This window comes from Mycobacterium sp. UM_11, from assembly GCF_001414075.1.
Lineage (GTDB): Bacteria > Actinomycetota > Actinomycetes > Mycobacteriales > Mycobacteriaceae > Mycobacterium.
On the sequence record NZ_LATC01000002.1, the window covers coordinates 119,250 to 136,430 of the forward strand.

Below are 17,181 nucleotides of genomic sequence, written 5' to 3' on the forward strand. Positions count from 1 at the left end.
GCGCGAAAGCCGGTGGGGCAGAGCGTATCCGCAACGCGTCGGGTCTCCCGGCTGCGTCGGCACGCCCGGCTGCGCAAGAAGATCGCGGGCACGCCCGAGCGCCCCCGCCTCGTCATCAACCGCTCCGCGCGACACATCCACGTGCAGCTGGTCAACGACGAGAACGGCACCACGGTGGCCGCCGCGTCCTCGATCGAGGACGACGTGCGCGGCCTGGACGGCGACAAGAAGGCCCGCAGCGTGCGGGTGGGCCAGCTGATCGCCGAGCGTGCCAAGGCCGCCGGCATCGACACCGTGGTGTTCGACCGCGGCGGGTACACCTACGGCGGACGGATCGCGGCGCTGGCCGATGCCGCGCGCGAGAACGGATTGAGTTTCTAGATGACCGAGAACCAGACCGGAAGGACCGCATAATGGCGGAACAGTCGGCCGGCGGCCCTGAGGCCCGCGGCGACAACCGCGACAACCGCGACAACCGCGGTCGGCGCGACGGCGGCGGGCGTGGTGGCCGCGACCGCGACGGCGACAAGAGCAACTACCTGGAGCGGGTCGTCGCCATCAACCGTGTCTCCAAGGTGGTCAAGGGTGGTCGGCGCTTCAGCTTCACCGCACTGGTCATCGTGGGCGACGGCAACGGCATGGTCGGCGTCGGCTACGGCAAGGCCAAGGAAGTTCCGGCCGCCATCGCCAAGGGCGTGGAAGAGGCGCGCAAGGGCTTCTTCCGGGTGCCGCTGATCGGCGGCACCATCACGCACCCGGTGCAGGGTGAGGCGGCCGCCGGCGTGGTGCTGTTGCGCCCGGCCAGCCCCGGTACCGGTGTGATCGCCGGCGGCGCGGCGCGTGCGGTGCTGGAATGCGCTGGCGTGCGCGACATCCTGGCCAAGTCGCTGGGCAGCGACAACGCGATCAACGTGGTGCACGCCACCGTCACCGCGCTCAAGCTGCTGCAGCGGCCCGAGGAGGTGGCCGCCCGGCGCGGACTGCCCATCGAGGACGTCGCCCCGGCCGGAATGCTGCGGGCACGACGTGAAAGTGAAGCGCTGGCCGCCAGTGCCGCGCGCGAGGGAACGGCACCGCAATGAGCCAGTTGAAGATCACCCAGGTGCGTAGCACCATCGGGGCCCGCTGGAAGCAGCGGGAGAGCCTGCGCACCCTGGGGCTGCGACGGATCCGCCATTCGGTGATCCGTGAGGACAACCCACAGACCCGCGGCCTGATCGCGGTGGTCAATCACCTCGTCGAGGTGGAGGAGGCCAAGTGACCATCAAGCTGCACGATCTGAAGCCCGCGCCCGGCTCGAAGACCGCCCGCACCCGCGTCGGTCGCGGTGAGGGCTCGAAGGGCAAGACCGCCGGCCGTGGCACCAAGGGCACCAAGGCCCGCAAGAACGTGCCGGCCACCTTCGAGGGTGGGCAGATGCCGATTCACATGCGGCTGCCCAAGCTCAAGGGATTCCGGAACCGGTTCCGCACCGAATACGAGATCGTCAACGTCGGCGACATCAACCGGCTCTTCCCGCAGGGCGGCTCCATCGGCGTGGACGAGTTGGTGGCCAAGGGCGCGGTCCGCAAGAACGCGTTGGTCAAGGTCCTCGGCGACGGCAAGCTGACCGTCAAGGTCGACCTCACCGCGCACAAGTTCAGCGGCAGCGCCCGCGAGAAGATCACCGCCGCCGGCGGATCGGTCACCGAGCTCTGATCAGCCGAGCCGCGGAATGACCTCCGCGGCAAGGCGTTCCATCTGCTCCCGGTTCTCGTCGACGTCGACGCCGACGGGATTGAGCAGCAGGTATTCGGCGCCAACGTCGATCACCTCCCGCAGCCCGCGCGCGACGTCGTCGGGTGTGCCCGACACCGGGACGTCTTCGACGCCCGGCATCTTGCCGTAGATCCGCCGCAGCCCGGCGAGCACCCGCTCGCGGGCCCGCGCGGCGTCGTCGTCGACCATCAGGTAGACGCGCTTGCCGATGGTGAAATGCGCTGCGTCCTTTTGCTGTTCGTCGAGTTCGCGGCGCACCACGGCGACGGCCCCGGCGAAGGCCTCGGTGGTCGACGAACCGGCGCCCAGGAACGAGTCGCCGTGGCGCACCGCCCTGGCCAGGGCCCTGGGCGCCAGGCCGCCGAACCAGATGGGCGGGTGCGGCCGTTGCACCGGCTTGGGTGCGATCGGTAGGTCGTCGACGTCGCGGAATCGGCCGTGGAAACTCACCCGCGGTTCGTCGGACCAGGCCGCCTTCATCAGCTTCAGCCCCTCGGTGAAATACGAGATGTACGTGTCCTTTTCGACGCCGAACGCGGCGAACCTGCGGAAGCCGCCACCGGTTCCGACGCCGAGATCCAGCCGGCCGTGGCTCAGCCGGTCGACGGCGGTCACCGAAGAGGCCAGCTGCAGCGGGTCGTGCAGCGACGTCACCAGCACGGCGACCCCCAGGCGCAGCCGCCGGGTGCAGGCCGCGCAGTAGGCCAGCAGCTCCAGGGGCGCCAGCAGCGGTGCCTCGCCGACGATCTGCTCGAGCACCCAGCCGCCCTCGAACCCCAGATCCTCGGCCCGGACCAGGTAATCCCGCAGGCCCTCTCCGTCGAACCCGTCGTAATCGAATTGGGGGATGGCGATGGAGAACCTCACCCCACCACCGTACGGCGGCGGTGTCGGTAGGCTGCGAACATGTTCGCCTTCCTGCCCTCGTTTCCCGGGGTCGACGACGTCCGCGCGCTGGCCGGGCGCGTCGACACCGCCCGCCACCACGGCGTACCCAACGGCTGCGTGCTCGAACTCGACCTGCGTTCGGCGCCGCCCGAGGCGACGGGGTTCGACCCGCTGGCGATCTTCGGCGGCGGCAGGCCGATGACGCTGCGCGACGCGGTCGCCGCCATCCACCGCGCGGCCGAGGACCCGCGCGTCGCCGGGCTGATCGCCCGCGTGCAACTGGCCGCCTCGCCGCCCGCGGCGGTGCAGGAGTTGCGCGAGGCGGTCACCGCGTTCAGCGCCGCCAAGCCCTCGCTGGCGTGGGCCGAAACCTACCCGGGCACGCTGTCCTACTACCTGGCCTCGGCGTTCAACGAGGTCTGGATGCAGCCGTCGGGAAGCGTCGGGCTGATCGGTTTCGCGAGCAACGCCACCTTCCTGCGCGACGCGTTCGACAAGGCGGGGATCGAACCGCAATTCGTCGCGCGCGGCCAATACAAGTCGGCGGCAAACCGTTTCACCGAGCACGGCTTCACGACCGCGCACCGCGAGGCCGTCACCCGCATGCTGGAAAGCCTGCAGCAGCAGGCGTGGCAGGCCATCGCCGAAGCCCGCAAGCTCGACCCCGGCGCGCTGGACACGCTGGCCAACCGCGCGCCGCTGTTGCGCGACGACGCCGTGAGCGCCGGGCTGCTCGACCGGATCGGGTTCCGCGACGAGGCCTACGCCCGGATCGCGGAACTGGTTGGCGTGAAGGATGTTTCGGACGACACCGAGCCGCCGCGGCTGTACCTGGCGCGCTACGCCGGCGCCGCCCGTTCGCGGCTGGCCCCGCCCCGGCCGTCGGTTCCCGGCCGCCGGCCCAAGCCGACGCTGGCCGTCATCACGCTCGACGGCATGATCGTCGACGGGCGCGGCGGACCCCAGTTCCTGCCGTTGGGCACCGCCACCGCCGGCGGCGACACCATCGGCGCGGCGCTGCGCCAGGCCGCCGCCGACGACTCGGTGTCCGCGATCGTGTTGCGGGTGAACAGTCCCGGCGGGACGATCACCGCGTCCGAGAGCATCTGGCGCGAGGTGACCAGGGCCCGCAAGCGCGGCAAGCCGGTGGTCGCGTCCATGGGCGCGGTGGCGGCCTCCGGCGGCTATTACGTCTCGATGGGCGCCGACGCCATCGTCGCCAACCCCGCGACGGTGACCGGCTCGATCGGGGTGATCACCGGCAAGCTGGTGATCCGGGACCTGTTGGAGCGGTTGGGGGTCGGTTCGGACACCGTGCGCACCAACGCCAATGCCGACGTCTGGTCGATCGACGCGCCGTTCACGCCGGAGCAGCAGGCCCATCGCGAGGCGGAGGCCGACCTGTTCTACGCCGACTTCGTGCAGCGGGTCGCCGAGGCGCGCAACCTGACGGCCGAGGCCGCCGATCGTGTTGCGCAGGGGCGGATTTGGACCGGCGCCGATGCCCTCGAGCGCGGCCTGGTCGACGAACTCGGCGGCTTGCGCACGGCGGTGCGCCGGGCCAAGGTGCTGGCCGGGCTGGACCAGGACGACGAGGTCCGCATCGTCAACTATCCGAGCTCGTCGCTGCTGGACATGGTGCGGCCACGCGCCTCGTCGCAGCCGGCCGCCGCGTCGGTGTCGGACGCGCTGGCCGCCCTGCTGGGCCGCACGCTCGCCGGCATCCGGGACAACGTCGAACAGAGCGTCAACGGCGCCAGCGCGCTGTGGCCGGGGCAGGCGCGGTTCTAGCCGGTAAGCCCGCCGCTGATGAAGATGATCTCGCCGAGCGGGTCGTCGTTCTCGGGGGGTGGCGCCTCGATGCCGTTGCGCGCAAACAGTTCCGTTCGGGTGATCCCTTCGACCTTCCACCGCTTGGAACTCAGGTAGTCCACCACGTGGTTGCGCTCGCCGGCGTAGACCAGCGACGCCATGTCGATGTCCACGCCGTGGTCGCGAAACGAGCCGGACATCTCGCGCACCCGCTCGGCGTCGAAATCGATGATGCCGGGCACGAATTCGGTCGCGACCGTGCTGCCGGGCGCGCTGAGCGCGGTGATGTTGTCGAACAACCGGTCCTGGGCTTCGGGCGGCAGGTAGATCAGCAGCCCCTCGGCCAGCCACGCGGTCGGTGCCGTCGTGTCGAACCCGGCGGCTTTCAGGGCGGTCGGCCAGTCGGCGCGCAGGTCGATCGGCACGGTGCGCCGCGTCGCGGTCGGTTCGGCACCGATGCCGGCCAGCGTGCCCGACTTGAAGTCGATCACGCGCGGCTGGTCGATCTCGTAGACCACCGTGCCGTCCGGCCACGGTAACCGGTAGGCGCGCGAATCCAGGCCGGATGCCAGGATCACGACTTGCCGGATCCCGCCGTCGGTGGCGTTGATGAAATAGTCGTCGAAGTACTTGGTGCGCACCGCCATTCCGTCGACCATCGCCTGCATGCGCACCGTCGAAGCGTTCTCGATCGCTTCCAGGTCGAGCTCGCCGTCCATCATCTTGGTGAAAAAGTCCACCCCCACCGCGCGAACCAGCGGTTCGGCAAAGGGGTCGTGGATCAGGCCGCGGGGATCGCGGGTCGCCATGGCGCGACCGGCGGCCACCATGGTCGCGGTCGCGCCCACACTGGACGCCAGATCCCACTCGTCGTCGTGAGCGCGTGACATAGCCGAAACCCTAGCCAACCCGCTACTTGTACGTTGCGGCGACGTAGCTCAACTCGCCGAAGGTTGCCGACATCTCGTCCTCGGGAAAGTCGAACCCGTTCTGCGCGTACAACTCCCGGGCGGGATAGGTGGTGACCTGCCATTCGTGCGTCTGCAGGTAGTCGACGACGACGTTGCGCTCGCCGCGGTAGAACAGGTCGGCCGCGTTGAGGTTGAAACCGAAGCGCTGCCACCGTTCGCTGATGCGTCGCAACCGCTCGTCGGAGAACACATTGGGATCCGGCACGTGCTCGGTGGCCAGCCGGCTGCCCGGCGCGCTGAGCGCGGTGATGTTGTCGAACAACCGGTCCTGGGCCTCGGGCGGCAGGTAGGGGAGCAGCCCCTCCGCGCTCCACGCCGTCGGCTGGGCAACGTCGAACCCGCCCTCGCGCAGCGCCGCAGGCCAGTCGTCGCGCAGATCGATCGCGATCGTGCGGCGCTCGGCGGTCGGGGCGGCGCCGAGGCCGGCCAGCGTGTCGGTCTTGAAGGCGATGACCTGTGGCTGGTCGATCTCGTAGACGACGGTGCCCGCCGGCCAGCCCAGCCGGTAGGCCCGGGTGTCCAGCCCGCTCGCCAGGATCACCGCCTGGCGCACACCGGCTTTGGTGGCGCCGATGAAGAAGTCGTCGAAGAAGCGGGTGCGAACCGTGATCTGTTCGGCCCGCGCCTTGCGATTGAACAGCGGGTCGTCCTCGAAATCGACCTGCCCGTCCACGATGCGGATGAAGGGCTCCAGGCCGACCGCGCGCACCAGCGGATCGGCGAACGGGTCGTCGAGCAGCGGATCGGGTCCCTGCGAGGCCACCGCGCGCGACGCCGCGACCATGGTGGCCGTGGCACCCACGCTGGACGCGGGGCCCCAGCTGTCGCCTTCGCTACGTCCCACGCTCATCGCGTGCCGCTCACGTAGAGCATGTCGCCCATGCGAGTGTCGTCTCCATCCAGGGGCGGAAGGTCGTTGGCCGCGAACAGCTCTCGGATGCTGACCACTTCCAGCGCCCACCCACGATCCCTGAGGTAGGCGGCCGCCTCGTTGCGCTCCCCGAAGTAGACCAGCCCCGCCATGTCCAGCTCGAAACCGTGCGCGCGCCAGCGCTCGGAAATGCGCTGCATGCGTTCCTTCAGCTTCTCCTCGTCACCGGGCTCGCGGTTGGGCGCGCTCTCGGTCGCCAGCCGGCTGCCCGGCGCGCTGAGTTCGGTGATGGTGTCCAGCAACCGGTCCTGCGCCTCCGGCGGCAGGTAACCGAGCAGGCCCTCGGCGCTCCACGCGGTCGGCTGCGCCGGGTCGAACCCGGCGGCGCGCAACGCGGCGGGCCAGTCGTCGCGCAGGTCGACGGCCACCACCCGCCGGTCGGCGGTGGGTGCGGCGCCCAGCTCGGCCAGGGTGCGCGACTTGAACTCGATCACCTGCGGCTGGTCCACCTCGTAGACGACGGTCCCGGCGGGCCACGTCAGCCGGTAGGCCCGGGCGTCCAGCCCCGAGGCCAGGATCACCGCCTGTTTGATGCCCGCCCCCGCCGCGTCCAGGAAGAACTCGTCGAAGAACTTGGTGCGCACCGCCATGTTGTCGGCCATCCGCGACATCGCGCCGGCCGAACCGGTGGAGCCGTCGTGCACGTCGTTCAGCTCGTCCGGGTTCACTTCGCCGGTCGCGAGCCGGGTGAGCAGCTCCACGCCGACGGCCCGGACCAGCGGCTCGGCGAACGGGTCGTTGATCAGCGGACGCTCGGCGCGGGTCGCCACCGCGCGGGCCGCGGCCACCATCGTCGCGGTCACCCCGACGCTGGAGGCCAGGTCCCAGGTGTCGCCCTCATACCTGGTGGAAGTCATGTTTGCCCCTGTTCAGAACTAGTCCATCTAATATTTAGTCGATATAACAAGCTGCTACCACTGTACGCTTCCCGCGTTTCGCGGCAACCTTGACTGATGAGCGATCGGGTGCTGATCACGGGCGCTTCGTCGGGGCTGGGGGCCGCGCTGGCGCGCAAGCTGGCCGGGCGGCACGCGGTGGTGGGGCTCGTCGCGCGGCGCCGGGACCGGCTCGGACAGGTGCTGGCCGAGTGCCGGCGGACCTCGCCGTCCTCGGCGATGTGGGTGGCCGACCTGGCCGACACCGCGGCGCTGCAGGACCTGGCCGCCCAGGCTTGGGAGGCGCTCGGCGGCATCGACGTGCTGATCAACAACGCCGCCGTCCCCAAGCGGCGGCCCGTTGCCGCGCTGCAGCCCGACGAAGTCGAGCACGTCATGCGGGTGAACTTCTTCGCCCCGATGCGGCTGACGCTGGCGCTGTTGCCGCGGATGCTGGCGCGCGGATCGGGGATGATCGTCAACGTGTCGAGCGTCGGCGGTCGGCTCGGAATCATCCACGAATCCGCCTACTGCGCAAGCAAGTTCGCATTGTGCGGGTGGAGCGAGGCGATGGCCGTGGACCTGCACGGCTCCGGGGTGTCGGTGAAGCTGATCGAGCCGGGCCCGGTCGACACCGAGATCTGGGACCGGCCCGGCAGTGAGGAGCCGCTCTACCAGGGCCCCAAGGTGCCCGCGGACGAGGTGGCCGACGGCATCATCGCGGCCCTGGAGGGTGACGGTTTCGAGCACTACGTGCCCGACCTGAAGGCGGTCGTCGACGCCAAGAACGCCGATCTCGATGCGTACATCGCGGGAGCGGCCGGGATGGCGCCGCGATGAAGGCGCTGGTGTACGGCGTCGCGCCGGAGCCCGTCGAGGTGCCCGAGGGCGCGAACACGCTCACGACGAACCTGGGCCGCACCCCGACCGCGCTGCGCGACGTGCCGGATCCCCAACTGCCGCACGACGATTGGGTGCTCACCCGGCCGCGGCTGACCGGCATCTGCGGCTCGGATTCCAAGCAGATCCTGATGGATTTCGGCGAGGGCGACGCCGACAACGCGATGTCCTGTTTCTGCTCCTTCCCGCAGGTCATGGGCCACGAGGTGGTCGCCGACGTGGTGGCGCTCGGGCCTAGGGCCCGCGGCCTCGAGGTGGGGCAGCGGGTGGTGCTCAACCCGTGGCTGTCCTGCGGCCCCCGCGGCATCGAGCCGCCGTGTCCGGCATGCGAGGACGGCGACTACAGCCTGTGCTGGAGCTTCACCGACGGCGACATCAAGGCCGGCATCCACACCGGGGTGTCCGCCGACGTGACGGGCGGTTACGCCGAGCTGATGCCCGCCCACGACAGCATGCTGTTCGGGGTGCCGGACGCGATTCCGGACGAGATGGCCGTGTTCGCCGACCCGTTTTCGGTGTCCCTGCACGCGATCACCCGCCACCCGCCGCCGCGCGGCGGCCGCGCCCTGGTGTACGGGGCCGGCTCGCTGGGGTTGTGTGCGGTGGCGATCCTGCGGGCGCTCTACCCGGACGTGGCCGTCGCCGTGGTGGCGCGCTTCGGTGCGCAGGCCGAGCTGGCCCGGCGGTTCGGGGCCGCCAAGGTGCTGGCGCACGAACCGCGGCTGGACCTGATCGAGCAGCTGGTCGCCTGGGGCGGCGGGCGGCTGCGGCAGCCGCTGCTGGGGCTGCCGATGGCCCACCCCGGCGCGCTCGACGTGGTCTACGACACCATCGGCAAACCCGAGACGTTCGAAGTGGGGGTGCGGGTGCTTCGCTCGCGGGGCACCTTGGTGAAGGCCGGTGTGCACGCCCCCGGCCGCTGGGAGTGGAGCCCCTTGTATTTCAAGGAGATCGCCCTCGTGGGGTCGAACGCGTTCGGCGTCGAGGAGGTCGAGGGCCGGCGCAAGCACGCCATCGCCCACTACCTCGACCTGGCCGCCGGCGGCCGAATCGACTTGCGCCCCATGCTGACCCACACCTTTCGGCTCGACCAGTGGCGCGACGCGTTCCTGGCGATCGCCAACCAGGCCGACAGCGGCGCTGTCAAGGTCGCGTTCGACCTGCGCTAGGCGGGGCGGGTGGCGCGGTAGTAGTTCAGCCGCCCGAGGACCCGGTGCCGCATCGATGCCACCTCCGTGCACTCGAACCCCGCCCCGCGCAGCAGCCGGGGGATCGCGTCGCCGAGGTTGCCCGCCGCGTGGTGATTGCGCCTGATGAGCCGCGCCGCCAGGCCGTGCTCGGCGGCCGGCTCGCCGCCGATGTCCACCAGGTGCAGACTGCCGCCGGGGCGCAGGACCCGGAAAACCTCCGCCGCCGCGGCGGTGCTTTTCGCGTCCTCGCCGATGTGGTGCAGCATCATCGACGACAGCACGCGGTCGAATTCGCCGTCGGCGTACGGGAGCCGTTCGGCGTAAGCACTGTCGAAACGGACTTCGCTCGTCTTTCGCCGCGCCCGCTCGAGCGCCCGCGGGTCGGGGTCGCAGCCGATCACCTCGGCCGTGGGATGAGACCGTTTGGTACGGACGGTCAGATTGCCCGTCCCGCAGCCGATTTCCAGCACGCGCTGACCGTCGGTGATCTCGGCCTGCGCGATCAGGGCCCGTTGGACCTTCTTCATGCCCAGCAGGCGGGACAACAGGTCATAGGTGGGCAGCAGCGCGTCGTGGCCCGCGGCGGGCAGGTAGTCATGTGGATGATGTTTCGTCACATTACCCATGGTGAACGCCTGCATCGCAGAAGAATTGGTCGATTATCGGAACTAATGGGACTATCTTCGGGGATATGGCACGGCTAGCGCGGATGGTAAGCCAGCGCGGCGGCGTGCCCGTCTACGAGTACCGGGCGGACCCGGGCACGCCCCCGGTCGCGGTGCTGCGAGCGGGGCCCGGTCTCGGGGAACGCGGCCGGCACATCCACGACTTTCCGGCGCTCTGGTACGTGCCCGCGGACGGGGCGGTGCACGTGCTGGCGGCGGGCGCGGTGCTCGACCCCGCGCAGGACTTCCATCTCGACGACGGCGTCGCGGTGTTCTTCGATCCCGCCGCCTTGGGCGAGGACGCGGCGTCGGCGTGGCCGACGTGGCGGGCGCATCCGCTGTTGTTCCCGTTCCTGCACGGGCACGCGGGCGGCGTGCTGCGGCTCGAGTTGCCCGACGACCGACGGCCCTTGTGGGACAACGCCATCGCGTCGATCGAGGCCGAGCTGGCCGGCGGCCAGGACGGTTATCGCCAGGCGGTCCTGGCGCACCTGACGCTGTTGCTGATCGACCTCGCGCGGCTGGCGGGCCCGGCGGTGGCCGAGTTGCGCCGCAGCGCCGAACCGCTGCTGGCCGGGGTGTTCGAGGTGATCGACCGGCGGCACGCGGAGCCGCTGTCGCTACGCGACGTGGCCGACGAACTCGGCATGACGCCCGGGCACCTGACCACGGTCGTGCGGAGCCGCACCGGGCGGACGGTCGGGGAGTGGATCGCCGAGCGCCGGATGGCGGCCGCCCGCGAGCTGCTGACCCAGACGGAGCTCCCGGTCGCGGAGGTGGCCAGGCGGGTCGGCATCGGCGATCCCGGCTATTTCAGCCGGCTGTTCGGCCGCACGCACGGCATCACGCCGCGCGAATGGCGCGGTTCAAACCGTTAGTGCCCCTTTGGAACCGGAGATGGGCAAGTCGATCGGGGTGATGACACCCGGCCGCGCGTCGCACAGGAACGGTATGGCGTTGACGGCCGCGACGGCGGTGCTGTCCATCAACACCGTCATCACGTCCTCGCCCGGTTTGCCGAACCGGATCGTGGCGTCGACGTGTGGCCGGCCTTCGATCACCACGCTGAAGCCCTTGGGGTCGGGCCATTGCGGGTCGAGCGCGTCGTCGCTCATCGTCCAGCAGATGGCCAGCTCGACCACGGGGCGGCCGCCGCGGTGGCCGCGATACGTGCGGCGCTGGCCACCGATGGTGCCGGCCGCGAAGTCCACCCAGCCCAGGTGCAGGTCGCGGGTCAACACCGCGGGCTCGACGAACGCGTCCTTGAAGTCGAGTTCGACGCCCAGCATGGCGGCGATCATGTCCAGCGTCTCGAAGTAACCCAACCCGAATCGTTGTGTCGCCGGGTCGATTTGCGTCACCGGTTCGCGGGGGGTTTTGCCGAAGCCGAGCACCTTCCACACGTCCCACACGGGATAGGTTGTGCAGTCCAGGGTTTCGACGAGCTTGACGTGGTCGACCTCGCGGCACGCGCCGGTGAGGAAGCCGGCGACGACGTTGATGAAGCCCGGCTCGAACCCGGTGCCCAAAAAGGTCGCGCCGCCCTCCCGCGCCGCCGCTTGCAGCGCCGGGAGCTCGACCGGGTGATGGGTGCCGGTCAGGAAATCGCCCGTCGTGACGACGTTTATGCCGGAGCGCAGCATCCTGAGCACCAGCTCGTAGTCGATGACCCGGGGCATGTAGTTCACGCAATCCGGCCGAAGCTCGATCAGCGCGTCGGCGTCGTCGGTCGCGGCCACCCCGGCCGGGGCCCGGCCGGCCAGCAGGCCCGCGTCGCGGCCCACCTTGTCCGGGCCGAAGGCGTGCACGCCCACCACCTCGAAGTCGTCGCGGTCCAGCAGCACGCCGAGCGCCCTGCTGCCGATGTTGCCGGTCGACCACTGGACTACTCGGTAGGGCGCCATGCCCACACCGTAACCTCGGCGAGGCTCGGGCTCAGAGGGATTCGAAGTCCAGCCAGCGGTCGATGTCGAACTGATCGGCGACGGCGCGGATCGTGGCGCCGCCGTGGCCGGGATAGTGCGCGGGGATCACGGCGGCCTTGGTCTGGACGGCTTCGGTGAAGATCCGGCGGCGGGTCACGGCCGCGGCCGGCGCGTCGACGTCGAAGGCGCACGCGTCGGCCGGTCGACGCAGTTGCAGCGGGCTGTGGGTCAGGTCGCCGACGAAGACCGCCGGCCGGCCCGCGTCCAGCCACAGCACCGAGGAGCCGGGCGTGTGCCCGGGGGCGGCCCGCAGCCGCAGCGACCGGCTGATCTGGTGTTCGTCCGACCACTGGACGAGCTGGCCCGCCGCGTCGACCGGCGCGACGCTGTCGGCGAACACCAGCTGGTCACCGGGGTCTTGGCCGGCGGGCCCATCGGGGCTGAAGTGACGGTAGTCGGCGGCCGGCACCAGATATCGCGCGTTGGGGAACGTCGGGACCCACGCGTCGTTCTCGCGCCGGGTGTTCCACCCGACATGGTCGGAGTGGATGTGGGTGTTGACCACCACGTCCACGGCGGCGCGGTCGATGCCCGCGGCCTCCAGCGCGGCCAGGAACCCGGTGTTCAGGTGGTCCAGGGGCGGCATGTGGGGGCGCTCGCGGTCGTTGCCGACCCCGGTGTCCACGACGACGGTCAGCCCGTCCACCTCGATGACCCAGCTTTGGACCGCGATGTGCCACTGGTCGGTCGAGGGGTCGAAGAAGTCGGGCTCCAGCAGGTCGGCGTTGTCCCGCCAGCCCGACGGCGGCGTGTGCGGGAAAAATTGTGCACCCAAGTCGAATTGGAGTTCGGCCACCCGCGAAACGGTCGCGTGGCCGAACCGGACCGGGCGCATCAGGCGTTGCTGCGCAGGTAGCCGTAGACGCTGGCGAAGTTGCGGTTCACGTCCTCCGGGATGGGCACGGGACCGCCGAGTGCCTTTGCGCCCCAGACGATTTGGGCGGTGCGTTCGACCAGCGCGGTGATGTGCAGCACCTTGTCCGGTCGGGGCCCCACGGCGACCAGGCCGTGGTTGGCGATCAGCGCGGCACCTCGGCCGTCGAGCGCCTTGACGGCGTTGGCGCCGACGTCGGGCGTGCCGGACGCGGCGTAGTCGGTGCACCGGACGTCCCCGCCGCAGTACACCGCGAACTCGTCGATGCAGGCCGGAATCGATTGGTGCGCAATGGCGAACATGGTCGCCCACACCGGATGGCTGTGGATGACGCTGCCGATGTCGTCGAACGCGCGGTAGCAGGCCAGGTGCAGCTGCATCTCCGACGACGGCGCGCGGCCGTCCGCGGCGTGCAGCACGGCGCCGTCCGGGTCGATCAGGACGAGGTCGTCGAGTTGCATGTCGCGATAGTCGACCGACGACGGCGTGATGACGACGTTGCCGTCGGAGCGCCGCGCGGAGATGTTGCCCGCGGTTCCCTCGACGAGCCCCCGGCGCAGCATGTCCTTGGCCGCGTCCAGCACCGCGGTCTCGGGGTCGGCTACCGATTTCATGGCCGTAGCACCTCCGGGTTGACGATGTGGGTGGGCGTCCCGCCAGCCAGCAGCGCCTCCAGGTCGTCGGCCACCATCTGCGCCTGCCGAGCCTCAGTGTTCCACGTGGCGCCGCCGATGTGGGGCGTCAGCACCACGTTGGGCATCCCGGCCAGCGGGTGATCCGGGGACAGCCATTCGCCGACGAAGTGGTCCAGGCCGGCGGCGGCCACCTTGCCGCTGCGCAGCGCGTCGACCAGCGCGTCGGTGTCGTGCAGCTGGGCGCGGGCGGTGTTGAGGAAGACCACGCCGTCGCGCATGGCGGCGAACTGCTCGGCGCCGATCATGCCGGCGGTGTCGTCGGTGACGGGGGCGTGCATGGAGACGACGTCGGCCTCGTCCAGCAGCTCGTCCAGGCCGTGCCGGGCGTCGTCGTTGTAGGGGTCGTGGGCGATGACCCGCAGTCCCAGCCCGGACAGCCGCCAGGCGGTGGCGCGGCCGACCGCACCCAGGCCCACCAGGCCGGCGGTGAGCCCGGCGATCTCCCAGCCGCGGAACCGCTGATAGGGGATGCTGCCGTCGCGAAAGATGTTGCCGCCACGGACATCCGAGTCGGCGGGCAGCAGCTGACGGGTGGCCGCGAGCAGCAGCGCCACCGTCATCTCGGCGACCGCGTCGGCGTTGCGGCCGGGGGTGTTGAGCACCGGGATGCCGGCGGCGGTGGCGCCTTCGATGTCCACGTTGTTCGGGTCCCCGCGGGTGGACGCGATCGCGCGCAGGTTCAGGTCGAACACCGGCCCGCTCACCGAGTCACCTTCCACCACAACCACATCGGCGGACTCCGCCACGATGCGCTCGGCCAGCTGTTCGGCGCCGTAGATCCGCAGCGGGGCCTGCTCGATCCAGGGGTCGTAGACGACGTCGGCCAGCTCGGACAGCTTGGCGAACCCCGGCCCACGCAGCGGGGCCGTCACCAGGGCGCGCGGTCTTGACGTCACGAACCCCAATGCTGGCGTACGGTGACGCCCGTGTCACGTGATGGCGTCACAATCGGCATCGACGTCGGCAGCACCGCGGTCAAGGCGGTCGCCGCGGACGCCGACGGCCGGGTGACGGCGCGGGCGCGGATCCCGCACGAATTGCGGGTGCCGGCGCCGAACCGGCTCGAGCACGACGCCGACCAGGCGTGGCGGCGGGGGCCGTTGGCCGCCCTCGCGCGGCTGGACCGCCCGGACGCCAGGGCGGTGGCCGTCTCCGCGATGGTGCCGTCGCTGACGGCCGTCGACGCCGCGGGGGTGCCGACAACACCGGGGCTGCTGTACGGCGACGAACGGGGTCGGACGCCACAACAGGAGGCGCAGCCGCTGCCGGCGCTGGGGGAGGCCGCGGAATTCCTGCGCTGGACCGTGGCCCAGGCGCCGGGCGCGGCCGGGTACTGGCCGGCACCGGCGGTGGCCAACCACGCGCTGGCGGGCGAGGCGGTGATCGACTTCGCCACCGCCGCCACCGCGTATCCGCTGTTCGAGGGGACCGGCTGGAATGCCGAGGCGTGCGCCGAACGCGGCGCGAGGCCCGAGCAGATGCCGCGGGTGGAAAGCATGGGCGCCGCCGTGGGGCAGGTGCACGGCACCGGCGCGGCGCTGGCGATCGGCGCGATCGACGCGCTGTGCGAACAGATCGTGGCCGGTGCCGACCGCGTCGGCGACGTGCTGGTGCTGTGCGGCACCACCTTGATCGTGTGGACCACCATCTCGGAGCCCCGGCAGGTGCCCGGCCTGTGGACGATCCCCCACACCGCAGCGGGGAAGAGCCAGATCGGCGGGGCCAGCAACGCCGGCGGGCTGTTTCTCGGCTGGGTGGACCGCGTCGTCGCGCCCGGCGATCCGGCCGCCGCGCGGCCCGGGCACGTGCCGGTGTGGTCGCCGTACATCCGCGGCGAACGCACCCCGTTCCACGACCCGGATCGCCGGGCCATGCTCGACGCCCTGGACCTCACCCACGACGCCGCCGCGCTGCGGCGGGCCGCCTACGAGGCGTCCGGCTTCGTGGTCCGCCAGCTCATCGAGCTGAGCGGGGCGCCGGCGGCGCGCATCGTCGCCACCGGCGGCGGAACCCGCGTCGCGCCGTGGATGCGGGCCATCGCCGACGCCACCGGGCGGCCGGTCGAGGTATCCGCCGTGCCGGAAGGGGCGGCGCTGGGCGCGGCGTTCCTGGCGCGCATGGCGGCCGGCCTGGAAACCTCGATCGCCGACGCCGCCCGCTGGGCCCGCACCGAGCGCGTTGTCGAACCCGACCCCGCCTGGGCCGCCCCGATCGAGGATCGCTATCAGCGGTTCCTGGAACTGGGAAACCGCCGATGTAGCGCGCTCCCCGGGGCGGCGTTCTAGGCTGGTGCAATGACCGACCAGGACCGCAAAGCCGCCCGCCGCGAGATCGCCGATGCGTTGTTGAAAGCCCTTGAACGGCGGCATGAAATCGCCGACGTCGTGGTCGAGTCCGAGAACAACGCGGCCGCGGTCGAGGCGATCGTCCGGCTGCTCGACACCTCCCACCTGGCCGCCGAAGCGGTGATGGGGATGTCGTTCGCTCAGCTCACGGTCGACTCGCGCCGCAAGATCCTGGCCGAACTCGAGGACCTGAACAAACAGCTCAGCTTCACCCTCGGCGAGCGCCCGGCCAGCTCCGGGGAGACGCTCGAGCTGCGGCCCTTCTCCGCCGACAAGGATCGCGACATCTTTGCCGCCCGCACCGAGGACATGGGCGCCGCCGGCGACGGGTCGGGCGGGCCGGCGGGCAACCTCGACGACGAGATCAGCGCGGCGCTCGGGCGCCTCGACGACGAGGAGGCCGCCTGGTTCGTGGCCGTCGATTCCGGCGAGAAGGTCGGCATGGTGTTCGGCGAGCTGCTCGGCGGCGAGGTGAACGTGCGCATCTGGATCCACCCGGAGCACCGCAAGAAGGGCTACGGCACCGCCGCGCTGCGCAAGTCGCGCACCGAGATGGCGTGGTGCTTCCCCGCCGTGCCGATGGTGGTGCGGGCGCCGGCCGCCAGGCCCAGTTAGCGGCGATCGCAAGCGCGGCGAAGCCGGAAGCGGCGGGTCGCCGCCATCGAGCTAGCTAGCCCAGCGTCGCGGTGACGGTGACGATGTTGCGCAGCTGCGACGTCTCGCCCTGCGGGAACGTCAGCCCGTAGTCGGCGAAGTACTCCCGCCGCTCGCGGGTGGTGACCTGCCAGCCGTGGCCCGACAGGTAGTCCACGACGTTGCTGCGCTCGCCGTCGAAGAACAGCCCGGAGAGGTCGATGTCGCAGCCGATGTTCGCCCAGCGCCGGTTGAACTGCTTGGCGCGCTCGGTCATCGTCCGGCCGGAATCGCCGTGAAATTCGGTGGCCAGCTTGCTGCCCGGCGCGCTGAGCTCGGTGATGTTGTCGAACAGCTTGTCCTGGGCTTCGGGCGGCAGGTACATCAACAGGCCCTCGGCACTCCACGACGTGGGTTTCGCGGGGTCAAACCCGCTGCGCCGCAACGCTTCCGGCCAGTCGTCACGCAGATCGACGCTGACCGTCCGCCGGTCCGCGGTCGGGGCGGCGCCCAGCTGCGCCATGGCGGCGCTCTTGAACTCGACGACCTTGGGCTGGTCCACCTCGTAGACCACGCTGCCGAGCGGCCAACTCAACCGGTAGGCGCGGGCGTCGAGGCCGGCCGCGAGGATCACCGACTGGCGCTGTCTCTTATACACA

Annotated in this window: 20 protein-coding genes; 10 read left to right on the forward strand and 10 right to left on the reverse strand. The window is 70.9% G+C overall.

The window, feature by feature from the left end; all coding sequences use genetic code 11:
* Positions 1–12 precede the first annotated feature (12 nt).
* Genes rplR through rplO form a run of 4 tightly spaced genes read left to right on the forward strand, consistent with a single transcriptional unit; the run spans position 13 to position 1,698 of the window.
* The gene (gene rplR / locus WU80_RS01320) at positions 13–381 is read left to right on the forward strand and encodes a 50S ribosomal protein L18 (RefSeq protein ID WP_082459801.1); all 369 of its coding nucleotides are present in this window, start codon (positions 13–15) and stop codon (positions 379–381) included.
* Positions 382–413: 32 nt separating this feature from the next.
* A complete protein-coding gene (rpsE, locus tag WU80_RS01325; RefSeq protein ID WP_055401838.1) occupies positions 414–1,082 on the forward strand; it encodes a 30S ribosomal protein S5 in 669 nt (222 codons plus the stop codon).
* On the forward strand, positions 1,079–1,261 hold the full coding sequence (gene rpmD, locus WU80_RS01330) for a 50S ribosomal protein L30 (RefSeq protein WP_055401836.1): 183 nt from the start codon (positions 1,079–1,081) through the stop codon (positions 1,259–1,261). Before rpsE ends, rpmD begins: the two co-directional genes overlap by 4 nt.
* On the forward strand, positions 1,258–1,698 hold the full coding sequence (rplO, locus tag WU80_RS01335) for a 50S ribosomal protein L15 (RefSeq protein WP_055401833.1): 441 nt from the start codon (positions 1,258–1,260) through the stop codon (positions 1,696–1,698). Before rpmD ends, rplO begins: the two co-directional genes overlap by 4 nt.
* On the opposite strand, the gene WU80_RS01340 is transcribed toward rplO, so the two are convergent.
* Positions 1,699–2,625 carry an LLM class flavin-dependent oxidoreductase gene (locus tag WU80_RS01340; RefSeq protein ID WP_055401927.1) on the reverse strand — a complete coding sequence of 309 codons (927 nt, stop codon included), beginning with the start codon at positions 2,623–2,625 and terminating at the stop codon, positions 1,699–1,701.
* 39 nt (positions 2,626–2,664) lie between these two features.
* On the opposite strand from WU80_RS01340, the gene sppA reads away from it, so the two are divergent.
* Entirely contained in the window at positions 2,665–4,437 is a 1,773-nt protein-coding gene (gene sppA, locus WU80_RS01345; RefSeq protein WP_055401831.1) for a signal peptide peptidase SppA, read from the forward strand.
* On the opposite strand, the gene WU80_RS01350 is transcribed toward sppA, so the two are convergent.
* From WU80_RS01350 to WU80_RS01360, 3 genes are read right to left on the reverse strand one after another with little or no spacing between them, the layout of a single operon-like run.
* Entirely contained in the window at positions 4,434–5,348 is a 915-nt protein-coding gene (locus WU80_RS01350) for a class I SAM-dependent methyltransferase (protein ID WP_055401829.1), read from the reverse strand. The genes sppA and WU80_RS01350 overlap by 4 nt on opposite strands.
* Before the next feature lie 22 nt (positions 5,349–5,370).
* Positions 5,371–6,279, reverse strand: a complete 909-nt coding sequence (locus WU80_RS01355) for a class I SAM-dependent methyltransferase (RefSeq protein WP_055401827.1) — start codon at positions 6,277–6,279, stop codon at positions 5,371–5,373.
* On the reverse strand, positions 6,276–7,217 hold the full coding sequence (locus WU80_RS01360; protein WP_055401825.1) for a class I SAM-dependent methyltransferase: 942 nt from the start codon (positions 7,215–7,217) through the stop codon (positions 6,276–6,278). The genes WU80_RS01355 and WU80_RS01360 overlap by 4 nt, the downstream gene beginning before the upstream one ends.
* A gap of 96 nt (positions 7,218–7,313) precedes the next feature.
* On the opposite strand from WU80_RS01360, the gene WU80_RS01365 reads away from it, so the two are divergent.
* Both WU80_RS01365 and WU80_RS01370 read left to right on the forward strand, forming a co-directional pair.
* Positions 7,314–8,075 carry an SDR family oxidoreductase gene (locus tag WU80_RS01365; RefSeq protein ID WP_055401822.1) on the forward strand — a complete coding sequence of 254 codons (762 nt, stop codon included), beginning with the start codon at positions 7,314–7,316 and terminating at the stop codon, positions 8,073–8,075.
* The gene (locus tag WU80_RS01370) at positions 8,072–9,304 is read left to right on the forward strand and encodes a zinc-binding dehydrogenase (protein WP_055401821.1); all 1,233 of its coding nucleotides are present in this window, start codon (positions 8,072–8,074) and stop codon (positions 9,302–9,304) included. The genes WU80_RS01365 and WU80_RS01370 overlap by 4 nt, the downstream gene beginning before the upstream one ends.
* Here the strand turns inward: WU80_RS01370 and WU80_RS01375 are convergent.
* Positions 9,301–9,942 carry a class I SAM-dependent methyltransferase gene (locus tag WU80_RS01375; RefSeq protein ID WP_369808476.1) on the reverse strand — a complete coding sequence of 214 codons (642 nt, stop codon included), beginning with the start codon at positions 9,940–9,942 and terminating at the stop codon, positions 9,301–9,303. The two genes, WU80_RS01370 and WU80_RS01375, sit on opposite strands and share 4 nt — an antisense overlap.
* A gap of 74 nt (positions 9,943–10,016) precedes the next feature.
* Between WU80_RS01375 and WU80_RS01380 the strand changes: the two genes are divergently transcribed.
* Positions 10,017–10,868 carry a helix-turn-helix transcriptional regulator gene (locus WU80_RS01380; RefSeq protein ID WP_055401819.1) on the forward strand — a complete coding sequence of 284 codons (852 nt, stop codon included), beginning with the start codon at positions 10,017–10,019 and terminating at the stop codon, positions 10,866–10,868.
* Here WU80_RS01380 and WU80_RS01385 read toward each other — a convergent pair.
* From WU80_RS01385 to WU80_RS01400, 4 genes are read right to left on the reverse strand one after another with little or no spacing between them, the layout of a single operon-like run.
* Positions 10,857–11,894: a dihydrodipicolinate reductase gene (locus WU80_RS01385; protein WP_055401923.1), complete on the reverse strand. Its 1,038-nt coding sequence runs from the start codon at positions 11,892–11,894 to the stop codon at positions 10,857–10,859. The genes WU80_RS01380 and WU80_RS01385 overlap by 12 nt on opposite strands.
* A 31-nt stretch (positions 11,895–11,925) precedes the next feature.
* Entirely contained in the window at positions 11,926–12,810 is an 885-nt protein-coding gene (locus tag WU80_RS01390; RefSeq protein ID WP_055401817.1) for an MBL fold metallo-hydrolase, read from the reverse strand.
* Positions 12,810–13,463: an L-fuculose-phosphate aldolase gene (locus WU80_RS01395; protein WP_055401815.1), complete on the reverse strand. Its 654-nt coding sequence runs from the start codon at positions 13,461–13,463 to the stop codon at positions 12,810–12,812. The genes WU80_RS01390 and WU80_RS01395 overlap by 1 nt, the downstream gene beginning before the upstream one ends.
* Positions 13,460–14,440: an NAD(P)-dependent oxidoreductase gene (locus WU80_RS01400; RefSeq protein WP_055401921.1), complete on the reverse strand. Its 981-nt coding sequence runs from the start codon at positions 14,438–14,440 to the stop codon at positions 13,460–13,462. Before WU80_RS01400 ends, WU80_RS01395 begins: the two co-directional genes overlap by 4 nt.
* Positions 14,441–14,470: 30 nt before the next feature.
* On the opposite strand from WU80_RS01400, the gene WU80_RS01405 reads away from it, so the two are divergent.
* Both WU80_RS01405 and WU80_RS01410 read left to right on the forward strand, forming a co-directional pair.
* Complete coding sequence (locus WU80_RS01405) at positions 14,471–15,829, forward strand: FGGY-family carbohydrate kinase (RefSeq protein ID WP_055401920.1); 1,359 nt, start codon at positions 14,471–14,473, stop codon at positions 15,827–15,829.
* Between the two features lie 9 nt (positions 15,830–15,838).
* Positions 15,839–16,504, forward strand: coding sequence for a GNAT family N-acetyltransferase (locus tag WU80_RS01410; RefSeq protein ID WP_055401813.1), 666 nt, complete (start codon positions 15,839–15,841; stop codon positions 16,502–16,504).
* Between the two features lie 55 nt (positions 16,505–16,559).
* Here the strand turns inward: WU80_RS01410 and WU80_RS01415 are convergent.
* The coding region (locus tag WU80_RS01415) for an SAM-dependent methyltransferase (protein ID WP_055405715.1) at positions 16,560–17,181 on the reverse strand (622 nt) is incomplete at its 5' end.

Coding starts and splice junctions, on each gene's coding strand:
- rpmD (WP_055401836.1), top strand. CDS start 1,079: ATGAGCCAGTTGAAGATCACCCAGGTGCGTAGCACCATCGGGGCCCGC.
- WU80_RS01395 (WP_055401815.1), bottom strand. CDS start 13,463: ATGAAATCGGTAGCCGACCCCGAGACCGCGGTGCTGGACGCGGCCAAG.
- sppA (WP_055401831.1), top strand. CDS start 2,665: ATGTTCGCCTTCCTGCCCTCGTTTCCCGGGGTCGACGACGTCCGCGCG.
- WU80_RS01385 (WP_055401923.1), bottom strand. CDS start 11,894: ATGGCGCCCTACCGAGTAGTCCAGTGGTCGACCGGCAACATCGGCAGC.
- WU80_RS01355 (WP_055401827.1), bottom strand. CDS start 6,279: ATGAGCGTGGGACGTAGCGAAGGCGACAGCTGGGGCCCCGCGTCCAGC.
- WU80_RS01410 (WP_055401813.1), top strand. CDS start 15,839: ATGACCGACCAGGACCGCAAAGCCGCCCGCCGCGAGATCGCCGATGCG.
- WU80_RS01360 (WP_055401825.1), bottom strand. CDS start 7,217: ATGACTTCCACCAGGTATGAGGGCGACACCTGGGACCTGGCCTCCAGC.
- WU80_RS01350 (WP_055401829.1), bottom strand. CDS start 5,348: ATGTCACGCGCTCACGACGACGAGTGGGATCTGGCGTCCAGTGTGGGC.
- rpsE (WP_055401838.1), top strand. CDS start 414: ATGGCGGAACAGTCGGCCGGCGGCCCTGAGGCCCGCGGCGACAACCGC.
- WU80_RS01390 (WP_055401817.1), bottom strand. CDS start 12,810: ATGCGCCCGGTCCGGTTCGGCCACGCGACCGTTTCGCGGGTGGCCGAA.
- WU80_RS01370 (WP_055401821.1), top strand. CDS start 8,072: ATGAAGGCGCTGGTGTACGGCGTCGCGCCGGAGCCCGTCGAGGTGCCC.
- WU80_RS01380 (WP_055401819.1), top strand. CDS start 10,017: ATGGCACGGCTAGCGCGGATGGTAAGCCAGCGCGGCGGCGTGCCCGTC.
- WU80_RS01365 (WP_055401822.1), top strand. CDS start 7,314: ATGAGCGATCGGGTGCTGATCACGGGCGCTTCGTCGGGGCTGGGGGCC.